The 14,487-nt window shown below is 74.3% G+C and carries 14 protein-coding genes; 8 read left to right on the top strand and 6 right to left on the bottom strand.

The features are described from left to right. Positions 1 to 22 precede the first annotated feature (22 nt). Positions 23 to 1,591: a glutamine-hydrolyzing GMP synthase gene (gene guaA, locus QRT03_RS06040; protein WP_286052077.1), complete on the bottom strand. Its 1,569-nt coding sequence runs from the start codon at positions 1,589 to 1,591 to the stop codon at positions 23 to 25. 69 nt (positions 1,592 to 1,660) lie between these two features. Here guaA and QRT03_RS06035 point away from each other — a divergent pair, with 69 nt between their 5' ends. The 3 genes from QRT03_RS06035 to QRT03_RS06025 are packed head-to-tail and all read left to right on the top strand — an operon-like array spanning position 1,661 to position 4,269. Continuing rightward, a complete protein-coding gene (locus tag QRT03_RS06035) occupies positions 1,661 to 2,242 on the top strand; it encodes a PadR family transcriptional regulator (RefSeq protein WP_286051586.1) in 582 nt (193 codons plus the stop codon). Beyond that, on the top strand, positions 2,239 to 3,594 hold the full coding sequence (locus tag QRT03_RS06030; protein WP_286051585.1) for an FAD-dependent oxidoreductase: 1,356 nt from the start codon (positions 2,239 to 2,241) through the stop codon (positions 3,592 to 3,594). Before QRT03_RS06035 ends, QRT03_RS06030 begins: the two co-directional genes overlap by 4 nt. A 45-nt stretch (positions 3,595 to 3,639) precedes the next feature. Beyond that, positions 3,640 to 4,269, top strand: coding sequence for a maleylpyruvate isomerase family mycothiol-dependent enzyme (locus QRT03_RS06025; protein WP_286051584.1), 630 nt, complete (start codon positions 3,640 to 3,642; stop codon positions 4,267 to 4,269). On the opposite strand, the gene QRT03_RS06020 is transcribed toward QRT03_RS06025, so the two are convergent. The 3 genes from QRT03_RS06020 to QRT03_RS06010 form a co-directional block, all read right to left on the bottom strand. Further along, entirely contained in the window at positions 4,264 to 4,617 is a 354-nt protein-coding gene (locus QRT03_RS06020; protein WP_286051582.1) for a VOC family protein, read from the bottom strand. The two genes, QRT03_RS06025 and QRT03_RS06020, sit on opposite strands and share 6 nt — an antisense overlap. A gap of 459 nt (positions 4,618 to 5,076) precedes the next feature. Next, positions 5,077 to 5,796: a 2-phosphosulfolactate phosphatase gene (locus QRT03_RS06015; RefSeq protein ID WP_286051581.1), complete on the bottom strand. Its 720-nt coding sequence runs from the start codon at positions 5,794 to 5,796 to the stop codon at positions 5,077 to 5,079. Beyond that, positions 5,780 to 7,465, bottom strand: a complete 1,686-nt coding sequence (locus QRT03_RS06010; RefSeq protein ID WP_286051580.1) for a putative PEP-binding protein — start codon at positions 7,463 to 7,465, stop codon at positions 5,780 to 5,782. Before QRT03_RS06010 ends, QRT03_RS06015 begins: the two co-directional genes overlap by 17 nt. Positions 7,466 to 7,591: 126 nt before the next feature. On the opposite strand from QRT03_RS06010, the gene QRT03_RS06005 reads away from it, so the two are divergent. The 5 genes from QRT03_RS06005 to QRT03_RS05985 are packed head-to-tail and all read left to right on the top strand — an operon-like array spanning position 7,592 to position 11,559. Beyond that, positions 7,592 to 8,362 carry a DeoR/GlpR family DNA-binding transcription regulator gene (locus QRT03_RS06005; RefSeq protein ID WP_286051579.1) on the top strand — a complete coding sequence of 257 codons (771 nt, stop codon included), beginning with the start codon at positions 7,592 to 7,594 and terminating at the stop codon, positions 8,360 to 8,362. Continuing rightward, positions 8,362 to 9,309, top strand: coding sequence for a 1-phosphofructokinase (gene pfkB / locus QRT03_RS06000; RefSeq protein ID WP_286051578.1), 948 nt, complete (start codon positions 8,362 to 8,364; stop codon positions 9,307 to 9,309). Before QRT03_RS06005 ends, pfkB begins: the two co-directional genes overlap by 1 nt. Further along, positions 9,306 to 9,758 carry a PTS sugar transporter subunit IIA gene (locus QRT03_RS05995; protein WP_286051577.1) on the top strand — a complete coding sequence of 151 codons (453 nt, stop codon included), beginning with the start codon at positions 9,306 to 9,308 and terminating at the stop codon, positions 9,756 to 9,758. Before pfkB ends, QRT03_RS05995 begins: the two co-directional genes overlap by 4 nt. After that, entirely contained in the window at positions 9,755 to 11,257 is a 1,503-nt protein-coding gene (locus tag QRT03_RS05990) for a PTS fructose transporter subunit IIC (RefSeq protein ID WP_286051576.1), read from the top strand. The genes QRT03_RS05995 and QRT03_RS05990 overlap by 4 nt, the downstream gene beginning before the upstream one ends. Further along, on the top strand, positions 11,254 to 11,559 hold the full coding sequence (locus QRT03_RS05985; protein ID WP_425604781.1) for an HPr family phosphocarrier protein: 306 nt from the start codon (positions 11,254 to 11,256) through the stop codon (positions 11,557 to 11,559). Before QRT03_RS05990 ends, QRT03_RS05985 begins: the two co-directional genes overlap by 4 nt. Before the next feature lie 140 nt (positions 11,560 to 11,699). On the opposite strand, the gene QRT03_RS05980 is transcribed toward QRT03_RS05985, so the two are convergent. Together QRT03_RS05980 and guaB are read right to left on the bottom strand one after the other, a co-directional pair. Further along, positions 11,700 to 12,833: a GuaB3 family IMP dehydrogenase-related protein gene (locus QRT03_RS05980; RefSeq protein WP_286051575.1), complete on the bottom strand. Its 1,134-nt coding sequence runs from the start codon at positions 12,831 to 12,833 to the stop codon at positions 11,700 to 11,702. 28 nt (positions 12,834 to 12,861) lie between these two features. Continuing rightward, positions 12,862 to 14,367, bottom strand: a complete 1,506-nt coding sequence (gene guaB, locus QRT03_RS05975; protein WP_286051574.1) for an IMP dehydrogenase — start codon at positions 14,365 to 14,367, stop codon at positions 12,862 to 12,864. Positions 14,368 to 14,487: the final 120 nt, after the last annotated feature.

The raw sequence follows: 14,487 nt of genomic DNA, 5'->3' as shown, positions 1-14,487 counted from the left end.
GACTCGGTGCGTGCCCGGACGACTACTCCCACTCGATCGTGCCCGGCGGCTTGCTGGTCACGTCCAGCACGACGCGGTTGATCTCGGCGCACTCGTTGGTGATGCGCGTGGAGATGCGCTCCAGGGTCTCGTAGGGCACCCGGGTCCAGTCCGCCGTCATCGCGTCCTCGCTGGACACCGGCCGCAGCACCACCGGGTGCCCGTAGGTGCGGCCATCGCCCTGGACCCCGACCGAGCGGACGTCGGCCAGCAGCACCACCGGGCACTGCCAGATCGTGCGGTCCAGCCCCGCCGCCGAGAGCTCCTCGCGGGCGATCGCGTCGGCCCGGCGCAAGGTCGCCAGGCGGTCCGCCGAGACCGCCCCGATGATCCGGATCGCCAGCCCGGGCCCGGGGAACGGCTGGCGCTGCACGATCGACTCCGGCAGCCCGAGCTCGGTGCCGACCGCCCGGACCTCGTCCTTGAACAGCGCCCGCAGCGGCTCGACCAGCGAGAACTGCAGGTCGTCGGGCAGCCCGCCGACGTTGTGGTGGGACTTGATGTTCGCGGCGCCGGAGCCGCCGCCGGACTCGACGACGTCCGGGTACAGCGTGCCCTGGACGAGGAAGTCGACCCCCTCGCCCTCGGCGAGGTCGCGGGCCGCGCCCTCGAACGACCGGATGAACTCCCGGCCGATGATCTTGCGCTTCTCCTCCGGGTCGACGACGTCGGCGAGCTCGCGCAGGAACACCTCCTCGGCGTCCACCGTCACGAGGTCGACCCCGGTCGCCGCGACGAAGTCACGCTCGACCTGCCCGCGCTCACCCTCGCGCAGCAGCCCGTGATCGACGAAAACGCAGGTCAGGCGATCACCGATGGCGCGCTGGACCAGCGCGGCGGCCACCGCCGAGTCCACGCCGCCGGACAGCCCGCAGATCGCCCGGCCCGCGTGCCCGACCTGCGCCCGGATCGCCTCCACGGTCTCGGCGACGATGTTCGCCGGCGTCCAGTCCGTGCGGATCCCGGCGACGTCGCGCAGAAACCGCTCGAGCACCAGCTGGCCGTGGGGCGAGTGCCCGACCTCGGGGTGGTACTGCACACCCGCCAGGCGTCGGTCGACGTCCTCGAACGCGGCGACGGGCGCGCCGGGGGACGACGCCGTCGTCGTGAAGCCCTCGGGGGCGACCGTCACGCCGTCGCCGTGGCTCATCCAGACCGGGTGGGCCTCGGGGATGTCGCCGTGCAACCGACCCGGGTCGGTGACGTGCAGCTCGGTCCGGCCGTACTCGCGGTCGCCGGTGTGGGCCACGGTGCCGCCGAGCGCGGAGGCCATCAGCTGGAAGCCGTAGCAGATGCCGAAGACCGGCACGCCCGTCTCGAACAGGGCCGGGTCGACGCTCGGGGCGCCCTCGGCGTACACCGACGCGGGCCCGCCGGAGAGCACGATCGCGGCGGGGTCCTTCGCGAGCATGTCGTCGACCGACATCGAGTGCGGCACGACCTCGGAGTAGGCCTGCGCCTCCCGCACCCGCCGGGCGATGAGCTGCGCGTACTGGGCGCCGTAGTCGACGACGAGGACGGGGTGCTCACCACTGCTGCTCACGCCGTCCATCGTGCCCGACCGCGTCGACACGGCGACTTCTTGTCCTTTAGTGTCGACGACACTAACGTCGTCGACACCATGACCCAGCGATCCGGACTCGCCCTCGCCGTCCTCGCCCTCGCCGTGGAGGAGCCCATGCACCCGTACCGGATGCAGCAGCTGATCCGGGAGCGCGGCAAGGACAAGGTCGTCAACGTCGGCCAGCGCTCGCAGCTCTACAAGACGATCGACCGGCTCGTCCGCGACGGGCTGCTCGTCGCGGAGGGCACCGAGCGGCCCGCCGCCCACCCCGAGCGCACCGTCTACGCCGCCACGGAGTCCGGGCACGACACCGCGATCACCTGGACGCTGGACATGCTCACCGCGCCCCGTCACGAGTTCGGGGAGTTCACCGCGGCGCTGGCCTACCTCCCGTTGATCACCGCGGACATCGCCCGGGACGCCCTCGAGCTGCGCCTGGCCGACCGCCGCGCCGAGCGCGACGCGGTGCGCGACGGGCTCGACCGGGTCCGCGGCCGGCTGCCGCGGCTGGTGCTCGTCGAGGAGGAGTACGCCCTCGCGCACCTGGAGACCGACGTCGCGTGGCTCGAGGGGCTGCTCGACGACCTGCGCGCCGGCGCCCTGACCTGGACCACGGACCTGCCGGGAGACCCACCATGACCGACCGCCCCCTCCGCGTCCTGATCGTCGGTGCCGGCACCGGCGGGATGTGCCTCGCGCACGGCCTGCGCCGGGCCGGGTTCGACGTCGCCGTCCACGAGCGCGACCGCACCCGCACGAGCGGCCTGCACGGCTACCGCGTCGGCATCTCGCCGAACGGTGCCCGGGCCCTGCGGGCGTGTCTGCCGCCGGAGCTCTTCGACACCTTCGTCGCGACCACCGCTTCGCCCTACGACCGGCTCGGGATGTACACCGAGCAGTTCCGCGAGCTGGTCTCGATCGGCCTCGACGAGCTGCCCCACACCGGCGACGGCCCGGAGGACCGCGAGCACAACGTCAGCCGCATGACGCTGCGCCAGGTCCTGTTCACGGGCATGGAGGACGTCATCACCTTCGGCCGCCGCTTCACCCACTACGTGCAGCACGACGACGGCGTCACCGCCCACTTCGACGACGGCTCCACCGACGAGGGCGACCTGCTGGTCGGCGCCGACGGCGCGAGCTCGCGGGTGCGTCGCCAGTACCTGCCGCAGGCGACGCAGACCGAGACCGGCCTCGTCGCGATCGGCGGGAAGACCCCGCTCACCCCGATGACCGAGGCGCTGCTGCCCGAACGCGCCCGGCAGGGCTTCTCCATGATCTTCGACCGGCGTGGGCAGTTCGGCATCACCCACGTCATGCGCATGCCGTGGGACGGCGGGCACGCGCCCCGCGAGGGCATCGGGTCCAGCGAGGGCGAGCTGCTGTCGCGCTGGCCCGGCCTGCGCTTCGACAACACCGCCGACCACGTGTCCTGGGCGATCACGACGTCCCGTTCGATCGCGCCCGCCGACCTGCTGGACCGCGAGGGCGCCGCCCTGACCGCGCTCGCCGACGAGCTCACCGCCGACTGGTCGCCGTGCTGGCGCGCCCTGCTCGCCGGGGCCGACCACGGCGCGAACGTCGCGCTGTCGATCCGCACCTCGGACCCGCTGCCCACCTGGGAGCCGAGCACGGTGACCCTCCTCGGCGACGCCGCCCACACCATGACGCCGGGTCGCGGCGCCGGCGCGAACACCGCGCTGCGCGACGCGCGCGAGCTGCGCGACCGCCTCGTCCGGGTCCGCGACGGCGACCTGTCCCTGACGGCGGCCGTCGGCGAGTACGAGGACCTCATGCGCCGCTACTCCACGCTGGCGGTCCGCGAGTCGCTGGAGTTCATGAACGACCGCGGGACCGCCCGCCGTCCCGTCATCGGTCCGCTGTCGGTGCTCGCCCAGCGCACCGGTCTCCGCCTGGTCGACCGCGTCCCGGCTGCCAAGCGCCGCATGGCCCTCGGGATGCAGAAGGTCCGCGACTCCGAGCTGGCCTGAGCGATGATTCCCGACAGCGGGTCCGGTCCTACCGTCGTGACCACCATGACGACGGACCTCTGGCCGCTCATCCACGCCGAGCGGGCCGCCCTCGCCGACGACCTCGAGCACCTCTTCGAGGACCAGTGGCGCTCGCGCTCGCTGTGCACGGAGTGGACGATCGAGGAGACCGTCGCCCACCTCTCCGCCGCCGCGAGCATCGGGCGGTTCCGCTGGCTGCGCTCCGCGATCGGGGCGCGCTTCGACTTCGCCCTGCACAACCGGCGGCGCCTGGACGAGCAGCTCGGAGCGACCCCCGCGGAGACCTTGGCGATCTTCCGGTCGAAGATCGACTGGACGGTGCAGCCGATGCGGCTCACCGCCGCCTGGCTCGGCGAGGTCGTCGTGCACGCCGCCGACATCCGTCGTCCGCTCGACCTCCGGTCCTCCACCCCGGTCGACGTCGCCACGGTCGTCGCCGAGTTCTACGCCTCGCGTGACTTCGCGGTACCCAGCCGGACCGCCATCGCGGGACTCCGGGTGGAGGCGACCGACGGGCCGTTCGCCACCGGGGACGGCCCCCTGGTCAGCGGGCCCACGCTCGCCCTGGTCATGGCGATGGCCGGCCGCGGCGCGTTCTGCGAGGACCTGACCGGCCCGGGCGTCACGACCCTGCGGGAACGGTGCGGCTCATAGCGCCGCCCACAGCCCGATCCGGTTCCCGTCCGGGTCGCCGACCACGGCCATCGTCCCCAGGCCGGGCAGGGTCCACGGCTCGACGAGCACGGACCCGCCCGCCTCCTCGGCCCGGGCGACGGCCGCGGTCACGTCCTCGACCGGGACGTAGGTGACGACGCCGACCGGGTGCGGGCTCGCGTCGCCCGCCTGCCCGATCCCGCCGGCCAGGGAGCCCCCGGCGTCGACGAGGCCGTAGTCGAGCTGTTCGTCGACGTCGATGCGCCAGCCGAACAGCTCGCCGTAGAACGCGCGGGACGCGGAGGCGTCGGAGGCGGTGACGTCGATCCAGACGGCGGGACGGTCCATGGGTCATCTCCCGGGGTCGCAGTGGCTTCCCGGAGGTGTCGACGCCGAGGGTCGGGTTCTCGACAGCACGGCCACGATCACCGAGCACTCCCGGCGCCGGTCGAGCCGCGCAGACCGCCGCAGGTGCTCGCTCGCCGACCGCGGACGCCTCCTGCCGTTGCGTCCCGCACATGGCGGCCCCAGGTCACCCACCTCCACCTCAGCGTTGCGCCCCGCACACGGCGGACCCAGGTCGCCCACCTCCATCCCACTGTTGCGCCCCGCACACGGCGCGCCGCAGCTGTCCGACGGCCGTGTGCGCCGCGCAACGCGCGTCCGGCGCTCAGTTCGACCCGCGCGCCGTGTGCGTCCCGCAATGCACGCGTCCCGCCGCACGCCGCCCACCGGCCGTGTGCGTCCCGCAATGCGCGAGCGGCACTCAGCCGCGACCCGCCCGCCGTGTGCGCCCCGCACACGACCTCAACCGGCGCGGAACTCGCCCCCGACGAGCACCGGCACCACGTCGCTCGCGTCCAGCTCCGCCGCGACCTCGACGTCGTCCGCGAAACCGTCGTCGATCAGCTCCCGCCCGCTGATGCACGCGCGCAGTTCCGCACCCAGGTCCGCGCGCACCGCCTCGAACGCCGCCACGGCCACCCGCGCCTCCGGCGACAACCCGTCCACACCGGCCGCGACCAGCGTCGACAGAATCGCTCCCGCTCCCCACAGGTCCTCGACCGCAGGGCGCAGCCCGCCGTCGGACCACCGCTCCCCCGCCGGCACGACGGCCACGGTCGACCCCGGCCGCGCCGCCAACCACGCACCCACCGCCGACGCGTTCCGCAGACATGCCGCAACCAGCGTCGATGCCCTGGCGGCGAGCGCGGCGCTGATCGACGAGCCGTTCGGCGAGGGCAGCACGATCCGGTCGGGCACCGGATCCACGCGGCGGATCGAGCCCGGCGAGAGCGACAATCCGCCCTCCGACCGGCGCCCCGCCACCACCACGCCCGGTGGACCGGAACGCACGGCGGACGGGATCACGGCCATCCCGCGGTCCAGGGCGACCGAGGTCGCCGTCGTGAAGGAGCAGACGTCGACGACCACGGCGACGTCCGCACCCCGCGCGACCAGCGCCCCGCCGGCAGGCCCCCACTCGCACCGGACGCGGTAGGCCGCCTGACTACCCGAGGACGTCACGCACGGCCGCCCGCGCCGAGGCCACGTCGCGCGCGGCCACGGCGACCCGGGCCGCACGCTGCGCGGTCGCGAGGTCCACCGACGCCACCCGCGCGGCCACCGCCGGCAGTGCGGAGGCCGCCGCCGACAACGACGTCACGCCGAGACCTACGAGCACGACCGCGAGCGCCGGGTCGGCCGCCGCCTCGCCGCACACGCCGACCGGGGTGCCCGTGATCTCCGCGGCCCGGCAGAGCTGGTCGAGCAGCCGCAGGACGGCGGGCTGCCAGGGGTCGTTGAACGCCGCGAGCGGACCGGACTGCCGGTCGGCGGCGAAGACGTACTGCGTGAGGTCGTTGGTGCCGACCGAGACGAAGTCGACCTCGGCGAGCAGCTCGGGCGCGTTGAGCACCGCGGCCGGGACCTCGATCATGACGCCGACCTGGTCGACCCCGGCCGCCCGGGCGCGCGCGACGAAGCGCCGGGCCTCGTCGGCGGTGGAGATCATCGGGGCCATCACCTTGAGCTCGACGCCGGCGTCGGCGGCACCGCCGACGGCCGCGGCGAGCTGCCGGTCGAGGACGGACGCCCGGTCCGGCGCCGCGGAGACCTCGTCGAAGACCCGCTGACCCCGCACACCCAGCGCCGGGTTCACCTCGGGCGCCATGTTCAGGAACGGCACCGGCTTGTCCGCGCCCGCGTCGAGCGTGCGCAGGGTGATCGGTCGCCCGGCGAGCGGGGCCATCGTCGCGGCGTAGCCGGCACGCTGGTCCTGGGCGGTCGGCTCGGTCGCGGCGGAGAGGAACGTCAGCTCGGTCCGCAGCAGCCCGACACCCTCGGCGCCGACCCCGGCCGCCCGTGCGGCGTCCTTCGCGTCGGCGATGTTGGCGACGATCGCGATCCGCCGGCCGTCGGTCGTGGTGACCGGGCCCGCGACCGACGTCGGCCCCGCGGCGGCGAGGTCGGCGCCGACCGCCGTACCCGCGGGCACCTCGACGACCTCGCCCACCGTGCCGTCCACCCGCACCAGCGTGCCCTCATCGAGGCCCGCCGCACCGGGACAGCCGACGACGGCGGGGATGCCGAGCGACCGGGCGAGGATCGCGGTGTGGCTGGTGGGGCCGCCCTCGACGGTGACCAGCGCGAGCGCGGTCGCCGGGTCCAGTGTCGCGGTGTCGGCGGGTGCGAGGTCCTTCGCGACCAGCACCGACGGCCCGTCGAGCACGGGCACGCCGGGCGCGGGTACCCCGAGCAGCTCCGCGACCACGCGGTCCCGGACGTCCGCCACGTCGCCCGCGCGCTCGGCCATGTACCCGCCGGCGGCCTGCAGGGCGGCGACGAAACGCGCGGCCGACTCGTACACCGCGCGCGGCGCCGGGGTGCCGTGGTCGCGCACCAGCTCCTGCGCCGCCTCGAGCAGGGACGGGTCCTCGGCCATCATCGCGGTGGCGTAGAGGACGTCCGAGACCTCCTTGGCCAGGCCCGGCGTCCCGGCCGTGTCCATCATCCGCGCCGACACGGCGGACCCGGCGGGCGCGATGCGGGCGGCCTCGACCTCGCGGCGGTCCTCGGGCACGGCGGGGCCCGCGGGCGGCTCCCCCAACGGCTCGGGCACGCGCACGACGGGGCCGACGGCCGCCCCCGCGCTCGCCGGCGTCCCGGGCAGCGTCGCGGTCTCGGTGCTCGTCATGGCGGTCCCTCCCGTTGGTGTCGGTGAGGAGAACGTACGACGACGACCCCTTGACAGTCCACAGGAAAAACCACAAACTTCCAACCAGAACCACACGGGTTCGCCGAAGAACGGAGGTGATCGGGCTTGTACGCCGCAGAGCGCCACCAGTTCCTGGTCCGCCGGGCCCGCGAGCTGGGCCGGCTCGAGGTGACCCAGGTCGCCGCCGAGCTCGGAGTCACCACCGAGACCATCAGGCGCGACCTCACCGCGCTCGAGCGCCAGGGCCTGCTGCACCGCGTGCACGGCGGCGCGATCGCGACCGACCGGTTCGAGATCGAGCCCGCGGTCGGCGTCCGCGAGGTCACCCACTCCGAGGAGAAGGACCGGATCGCCAAGGCGGCGATCGCCGAGCTCGGGGCGGCGTCGACGATCCTGCTCGACGCCGGCACGACGACCGCGCGGGTCGCGGCGCTCCTGCCCGACGACGTCGAGCTGACCGTCGTCACGAACGCCCTGCCCATCGCGACCACGCTCGCGGGCCGCTCCCGCATCACGGTGCACCTCATCGGCGGTCGGGTGCGCGGCACCACGCTCTCCGCCGTCGACCGGTGGGCGCTGAAGACGCTGGAGAGCGTCAACGTCGACGTCGCGGTGCTGGGTACCAACGGCTTCTCGGTCGACCGCGGCCTCACCACGCCCGACGTCGGGGAGTCCGCCGTCAAGGGCGCGATGGTCAAGGCCGCCGCGCGCAGCATCGTCGTCGCCGACGCGAGCAAGTACGGGGCCGACTCGTTCTCCCGCTTCGCCACCCTGGCCGACGTCGACACCCTGGTCACCGACTCCGACCTGCTCGAGTCCCACCCCGAGGCCGCCGACGCGATCCGCGGCGCCGGCGCGGACCTGGTGGTCGCCTGATGATCGTCACCGTCACGCCCAACCCGAGCATCGACCGCACCGTCGAGATCCCGGTCCTGACGCCGGGTGCGGTGCTGCGGGCCACGGACCACCGGGTCGACCCCGGCGGCAAGGGCGTCAACGTCTCCCGTGTCCTCGCCCGGTTCGGTCGCCCGACCCTCGCCGTCATGCCCGGTGGGGAGGGCGAGCTGGCTGCCCTGCTGCGCCGGGCCGGCGTCCAGCCGGTCTGCACCCCGGCGACCGGCACGACCCGGGTCAACACCGCGCTCGTCGAGGCCGACGGCACGACGACCAAGGTGAACGAGCCCGGCGTCCCGCTGACCGCGGACCAGGTCGACGCGCTCGTCGACACCGTCCGCGTGCACGCCGCTCCCGCCGACTGGGTCGTGACGGCGGGTTCGGTGCCTTCCGGCGCGACCGACGACCTGCACGCCCGCATCACCCGCGCCGCACGGTCGGCCGGGGCCCGGGTCGCCGTCGACACCTCCGGGGCCGCCCTGGCCCACGCCGTGGCCGCGACCCCGGACCTGGTCAAGCCCAACGTCGCCGAGCTCGCCGAGCTGGTCGGCCACCCGCTGCCCGCCCTCGCCGACGTGCTCGGCGCCGCCCGGGAGCTCGTCGCCGGGGGCATCGGCACCGTCCTGGTCAGCATGGGCGCGAGCGGCGCCCTCGCCGTGACCGACGACGGGGCCTGGCACGTCGCGAGCCCGGCGGTCGCCGTCCGCAGCACCGTCGGCGCCGGCGACTCCACCCTCGCGGGCTACCTGATCGCCCTGGCGTCCGGGGCCCCGAGCTCCGACGCCCTGCACCACGCGGTGGCCTGCGGGGCCGCCGCGGTCGGTCTGCCCGGCACCGCGGTGCCCGGTCCGGCCGACCTCGATCTCCCCCACGTCCGCCCGGCAACCGCCCCGGACTCGACCCTGGACCTCACCGGAGAGGCAGCATGAGCGACCTGATCACGGCCGACCTCGTCGACCTGGACCTGCCCGCAGGCGACAAGCGGGAGGTCGTCCGCTCGCTGGCCGAACGTCTCGTCAAGGCCGGTCGCGTGACCGACCTCGAGCAGTTCCTCGCCGACATCGAGGCCCGCGAGGCCCAGATGCCGACCGGGCTCGACGGTGGGATCGGCATCCCGCACTGCCGCTCGACCGCCGTCACCGAGCCGACGCTGGGCTTCGGCCGCAGCTCCGCCGGCGTCGACTTCGGCGCCGAGGACGGCAAGCCGGCCGACCTGGTGTTCCTCATCGCCGCGCCCGAGGGCGGCGGCTCCGACCACATGACCGTGCTGGCCGCGCTCGCCCGCCGCCTGGTCCGCAAGTCCTTCACCGGCGAGCTCCGTTCCGTCACCGACCCGGCGGCCGCCGCCGGCTTCATCGCGAAGGAGGTCTCGGCGTGAAGATCGTCGCCGTGACCGCGTGCCCCGCGGGCATCGCCCACACCTACATGGCCGCCGAGGCCCTCGAGGCCGCGGCCGAGGAGGCCGGGCACGAGATCGTCGTCGAGACCCAGGGCTCGGCCGGCTCCACCCCGCTGACCGCCGAGCAGCTCGCCGAGGCCGACGTCGCGATCTTCGCGGCCGACGTCGAGGTGCGCGACAAGGACCGCTTCGGGCACCTGCCGCAGGTCTCGGTCGGCGTCAAGAAGGCCATCTCCGGGGGCGACCTGCTGGTCGCGCAGGCCGAGGAGGCCGCGAAGAACCACGTGCCCGCCCCGGCCGGTGCGCCGGCCTCCGCCACCCCGGCCGGCGCGAAGGCCCCGGCCGGACCTGGCGCCGCCTCCAAGGTCCGCGCCTGGCTGATGACCGGCGTCAGCCACGTCATCCCGTTCGTCGCCGCGGGCGGCCTGCTGATCGCCCTGGGCTTCGCCCTCGGCGGCTACCAGATCAACCTGCCCGACGACTCCCCGCTCTACGAGCAGATTCTCGACGGCGGGTTCTCGGCCGGCTCGATCACCGCCTGGGGCGCCCTCGCCTTCGGCATCGGCTCGGCGGCGTTCAACTTCCTCGTCCCGGTGCTGGCGGGCTACATCGCCTACGCGATGGCGGACCGTCCCGCGCTCGTGCCCGGTTTCGTCGGCGGCGCGATCGCGGTGACGACGGGGGCCGGCTTCCTCGGCGGCCTCGTCGCCGGCTTCGCCGCCGGTGGCCTGGTCATGTGGATCAAGACGTGGCGCGTGCCCCGGGCCCTGGCCGGGATCATGCCGGTGTTGGTCATCCCGCTGATCTCGACGGCGGTCGTCGGCCTGCTGATGTACGTCGTCGTCGGGCGCCCGATCGCCCTGATCACCGAGGGCCTGACGAACTGGCTCAACGGCCTGTCCGGCACCAACGCCGTCCTGCTCGGCGTCCTGCTCGGCCTGATGATGTGCTTCGACATGGGCGGCCCGGTGAACAAGGCCTCCTACACGTTCGCGGTCGCCGGGCTCTCCACCGGCTCGGCGGGCGCTCTGACGATCATGGCCGCCGTCATGGCCGCGGGCATGGTCCCGCCGCTCGCGATGGCCCTGGCCACCGTCGTCCGGCGCTCGCTGTTCAGCGAGGTCGAGCGGGAGAACGGCCGGGCTGCCTGGCTGCTGGGTGCATCGTTCATCTCCGAGGGCGCGATCCCGTTCGCCGCGGCCGACCCGTTCCGCGTCATCCCCTCGATCATGGTCGGCGGCGCGGTCACCGGCGCCCTGTCGATGACCCTCGGCGCCACGCTGCGGGCCCCGCACGGCGGCATCTTCGTGGTGCCGCTGATGGGCAACCCGCTCGGCTTCCTGGTCGCGGTCGTCGCCGGGACCCTGGTGGCCACCGCCCTGGTCGTCGCCCTGAAGACCTTCGCCCGCCGTCGTCCGGCCCCCGAGGCCGCCGCGACCACCGAGACCGTCACCGAGCGCGAGTCGGTGACCGCATGACCGCCGCGTCGAACAGCCAGGAAGGCACCATGATCGAGCGCACCGTCGTCGTCGCGACCGAGATCGGCCTGCACGCCCGCCCCGCCGCGGTGTTCTGCAAGGCCGCCGCGGCCCAGCCGGCCCGGGTCACCCTGGCCACCGGGGACGGCGACACCGCGGACGCCCGCAGCATGCTGGCCGTGCTCGGCCTCGGCGTCCGCGGGGGCCAGGAGGTCACGCTGACCGCGGACCCGGACGTCACCGGGGCCCAGGCCTCCGTCGACGCCCTCGCCGAGCTCCTGGCGACCGACCTGGACGCCTGACCCCGGCACTGAGCGAAGGGCCCCTCCGGTCGATCTACTCGACCGAAGGGGCCCTTCGCTCACTCCGGAGCGGGTTGGCCGTGGGCGCCCATGGCCCATCTATTCGAGCGAGGGGGCCCTTCGCTCGATCGGAGCCGGGCTCAGCGGCGGACCGACAGCCCGACCCGCTGGAACTCCTTGAGGTCCGAGTAGCCCGTCTTCGCCATCGCCCGGCGCAGCGCACCGAACAGGTTGACGGTGCCGTCGGCCTGCGGCGCCGGGCCACGCAGCACCGCCGCGAGGTCGCAGCCCCGCTGGGCCACCCCCACGACGGAGGACCGGGGCAGGTTCGGGTGCGCCGCGGCGGAGGTCCAGTACCAGCCGCCGCCGGGGGCCTCGTCGGCCGCGGCGAGCTGCTCGCCGAGCATGATCGCGTCCGCGCCGCAGGCGATCGCCTTGGCCATGTCGCCGGAGGTGGCCATCCCGCCGTCGGCGATGACGTGGACGTAGCGCCCGCCGGTCTCGTCGAGGTAGTCCCGGCGCGCGGCGGCCGCGTCGACCAGCGCCGTCGCCATCGGCACCCCGATCCCGAGCACGTCGTCGGTCGAGGTGGAGGCGGACTGCCCGTAGCCCACGATCACGCCCGCCGCGCCGGTGCGCATCAGGTGCATCGCGGTGCGGTAGTCGCCGACCCCACCGGCGACGACGGGGATGTCGAGGGACTCGATGAAGTCCTCGAGGTCGAGCGGCCCGTCCGACTCGTCCTCCCCGCCCACGTGCTCGGCCGAGATGATCGTCCCCTGCACCACCAGGATCTCCACGCCCGCCGAGAGCAGCGCCGGCGTCAGCTCCCGGGCGTGCTGCGGGCTCACCCGCGCCGCCAGGGTCACGCCCGCGCCGCGCACCTGGTTCAGCGCCTCGGTGACGAGGTCGGGCTGCACCGGGGCGGCGTGCAGGCGCTGCAGCTCCACCAGCGCCGCCGCCGGGTCGTCGGCCGCGCGCGCCACGATCTCCGCGAGGGCCTTGTCCGCCTCCGCGTGCCGCGCCCAGAGCCCCTCGGCGTTCAGCACGCCGAGCCCGCCGAGCTCACCGACCCGGATGGCCGTGGCCGGGGAGACCACGGCGTCGGTCGGGTGGGTGAGCAGCGGCAGGTCGAAGCGGTAGGCGTCGAGCTGCCAGGCCGTCGAGACCGCCGACGACGACCGCGTGCGCCGGCTCGGCACGATGTCCAGGTCGTCGAAGGTGTAGCTGCGGTGGGCACTGCGGCCCCGGCCGATCTCGACCTGTTCGCGCATGGTGCCCTCTCTGCGGCTCCGGCCCGGCTCAGCGACCCCCGTAGTTCGGGGCGACCGCCGTCATCGTCACGTGGTGGGGGTGGGACTCGGCGAGACCGGCCGCGGTGATCCGCACCATGTGCGCGGACTGCAGCTCGACCGTCGTCCGGGAACCGGTGTACCCCATCGCCGCCCGGAGGCCGCCGACCAGCTGGTGGGTGACCTGCGCGAGCGGGCCCCGGAAGGGTACGCGGCCCTCGACGCCCTCGGGCACCAGCTTGTCGTCGGAGAGCACGTCGTCCTGGAAGTAGCGGTCCTTCGAGTACGAGCCCTGCTGGCCGCGGGTCTGCATCGCGCCGAGCGAGCCCATGCCGCGGTAGGCCTTGTACTGCTTGCCGTCGAGCAGCACCAGCTCGCCCGGGGTCTCCGCCGTGCCCGCCAGCAGCGAGCCCAGCATCACCGACGACGCACCCGCGGCGATCGCCTTCGCGATGTCGCCGGAGGACTGCAGGCCGCCGTCCCCGATCACCGGCACCCCGGCCGGGCGTGCCGCGGAGTCGGCCTCGGCGATCGCCGTGATCTGCGGCACACCGACACCGGCGATGATCCGCGTGGTGCAGATCGAGCCCGGCCCGACGCCGACCTTGATGCCGTCGGCGCCCGCGTCGACGAGCGCCTGGGCGCCCGCCCGCGTCGCGACGTTGCCGCCGACGACGTCCACCCGGTCACCCAGCTCCTGCTTGAGCTTCGCGACCATCGCCGTGACGGCGCGGGAGTGCCCGTGCGCGGTGTCGACGACGAGCACGTCCACCCCGGCGTCGACCAGGCCCATCGCGCGGGTCCAGGCGTCGTCGCCCACGCCGACCGCCGCGCCGCACAGCAGTCGGCCGTCCGGGTCCTTCGTCGCCATCGGGTACTGCTCGGTCTTCACGAAGTCCTTGACCGTGATGAGTCCCTGCAGGAACCCGGCCCCGTCGACCAGCGGCAGCTTCTCGATCTTGCGTCGGCGCAACTGGCCGAGCGCCGCCTCCGCGGTGACGCCGACCTGCGCGGTGACGAGGTCCGACGACGTCATGACGTCGCGGACCTTGCGGGTGTGGTCGACCTCGAAGCGCATGTCGCGGTTCGTGATGATGCCCACCAGCTTCCCGCCCTCGTCGGTGACGGGGAGGCCGGAGATGCGGAAGCGGGCGCAAAGCGCGTCGACGTCGGCGAGGGTGTCGTCCGGCGAGCAGGTCACCGGGTCGGTCACCATGCCGGCCTCGGAGCGCTTCACCACCTCGACCTGCGCGGCCTGCTGCTCGGCCGGGAGGTTGCGGTGCAGCACGCCCATGCCGCCGTGGCGGGCCATGGCGATCGCCATCCGCGCCTCGGTCACCGTGTCCATCGCCGAGCTGACCAGCGGGATCCGCAGGGTGATGTTCTTCGACAGCCGCGCCGAGGTGTCCGCCTCGGAGGGCACCACGTCGGACTCGGCCGGGAGCAGGAGGACGTCGTCGAACGTCAGGCCGAGCAGCCCGAACTTCTCCGGCACGTCGGGGTCCGTCAGCACCATGCCCCCGATGCTAGTCGTGAACGGGGAGTGACCCGGGTCCCCGCGACGCGGAGCGGAGCGGAGCCGGAGTGAGCCAGGTCTCCGCAGGTCACCCGACGCTCCCGTGGGAGGTGGGGACCC

It is taken from the genome of Actinomycetospora termitidis, from assembly GCF_030286555.1.
Lineage (GTDB): Bacteria > Actinomycetota > Actinomycetes > Mycobacteriales > Pseudonocardiaceae > Actinomycetospora > Actinomycetospora termitidis.
The sequence above is the reverse complement of the archived record's forward strand: the minus strand, read 5'-3'. Positions and strand labels throughout refer to the sequence as shown.

Coding starts and splice junctions, on each gene's coding strand:
- QRT03_RS06030 (WP_286051585.1), top strand. CDS start 2,239: ATGACCGACCGCCCCCTCCGCGTCCTGATCGTCGGTGCCGGCACCGGC.
- QRT03_RS05995 (WP_286051577.1), top strand. CDS start 9,306: ATGAGCGACCTGATCACGGCCGACCTCGTCGACCTGGACCTGCCCGCA.
- QRT03_RS05985 (WP_425604781.1), top strand. CDS start 11,254: ATGACCGCCGCGTCGAACAGCCAGGAAGGCACCATGATCGAGCGCACC.
- QRT03_RS06035 (WP_286051586.1), top strand. CDS start 1,661: ATGACCCAGCGATCCGGACTCGCCCTCGCCGTCCTCGCCCTCGCCGTG.
- guaB (WP_286051574.1), bottom strand. CDS start 14,367: ATGGTGCTGACGGACCCCGACGTGCCGGAGAAGTTCGGGCTGCTCGGC.
- QRT03_RS06020 (WP_286051582.1), bottom strand. CDS start 4,617: ATGGACCGTCCCGCCGTCTGGATCGACGTCACCGCCTCCGACGCCTCC.
- QRT03_RS06010 (WP_286051580.1), bottom strand. CDS start 7,465: ATGACGAGCACCGAGACCGCGACGCTGCCCGGGACGCCGGCGAGCGCG.
- QRT03_RS06025 (WP_286051584.1), top strand. CDS start 3,640: ATGACGACGGACCTCTGGCCGCTCATCCACGCCGAGCGGGCCGCCCTC.
- pfkB (WP_286051578.1), top strand. CDS start 8,362: ATGATCGTCACCGTCACGCCCAACCCGAGCATCGACCGCACCGTCGAG.
- QRT03_RS05980 (WP_286051575.1), bottom strand. CDS start 12,833: ATGCGCGAACAGGTCGAGATCGGCCGGGGCCGCAGTGCCCACCGCAGC.
- guaA (WP_286052077.1), bottom strand. CDS start 1,591: ATGGACGGCGTGAGCAGCAGTGGTGAGCACCCCGTCCTCGTCGTCGAC.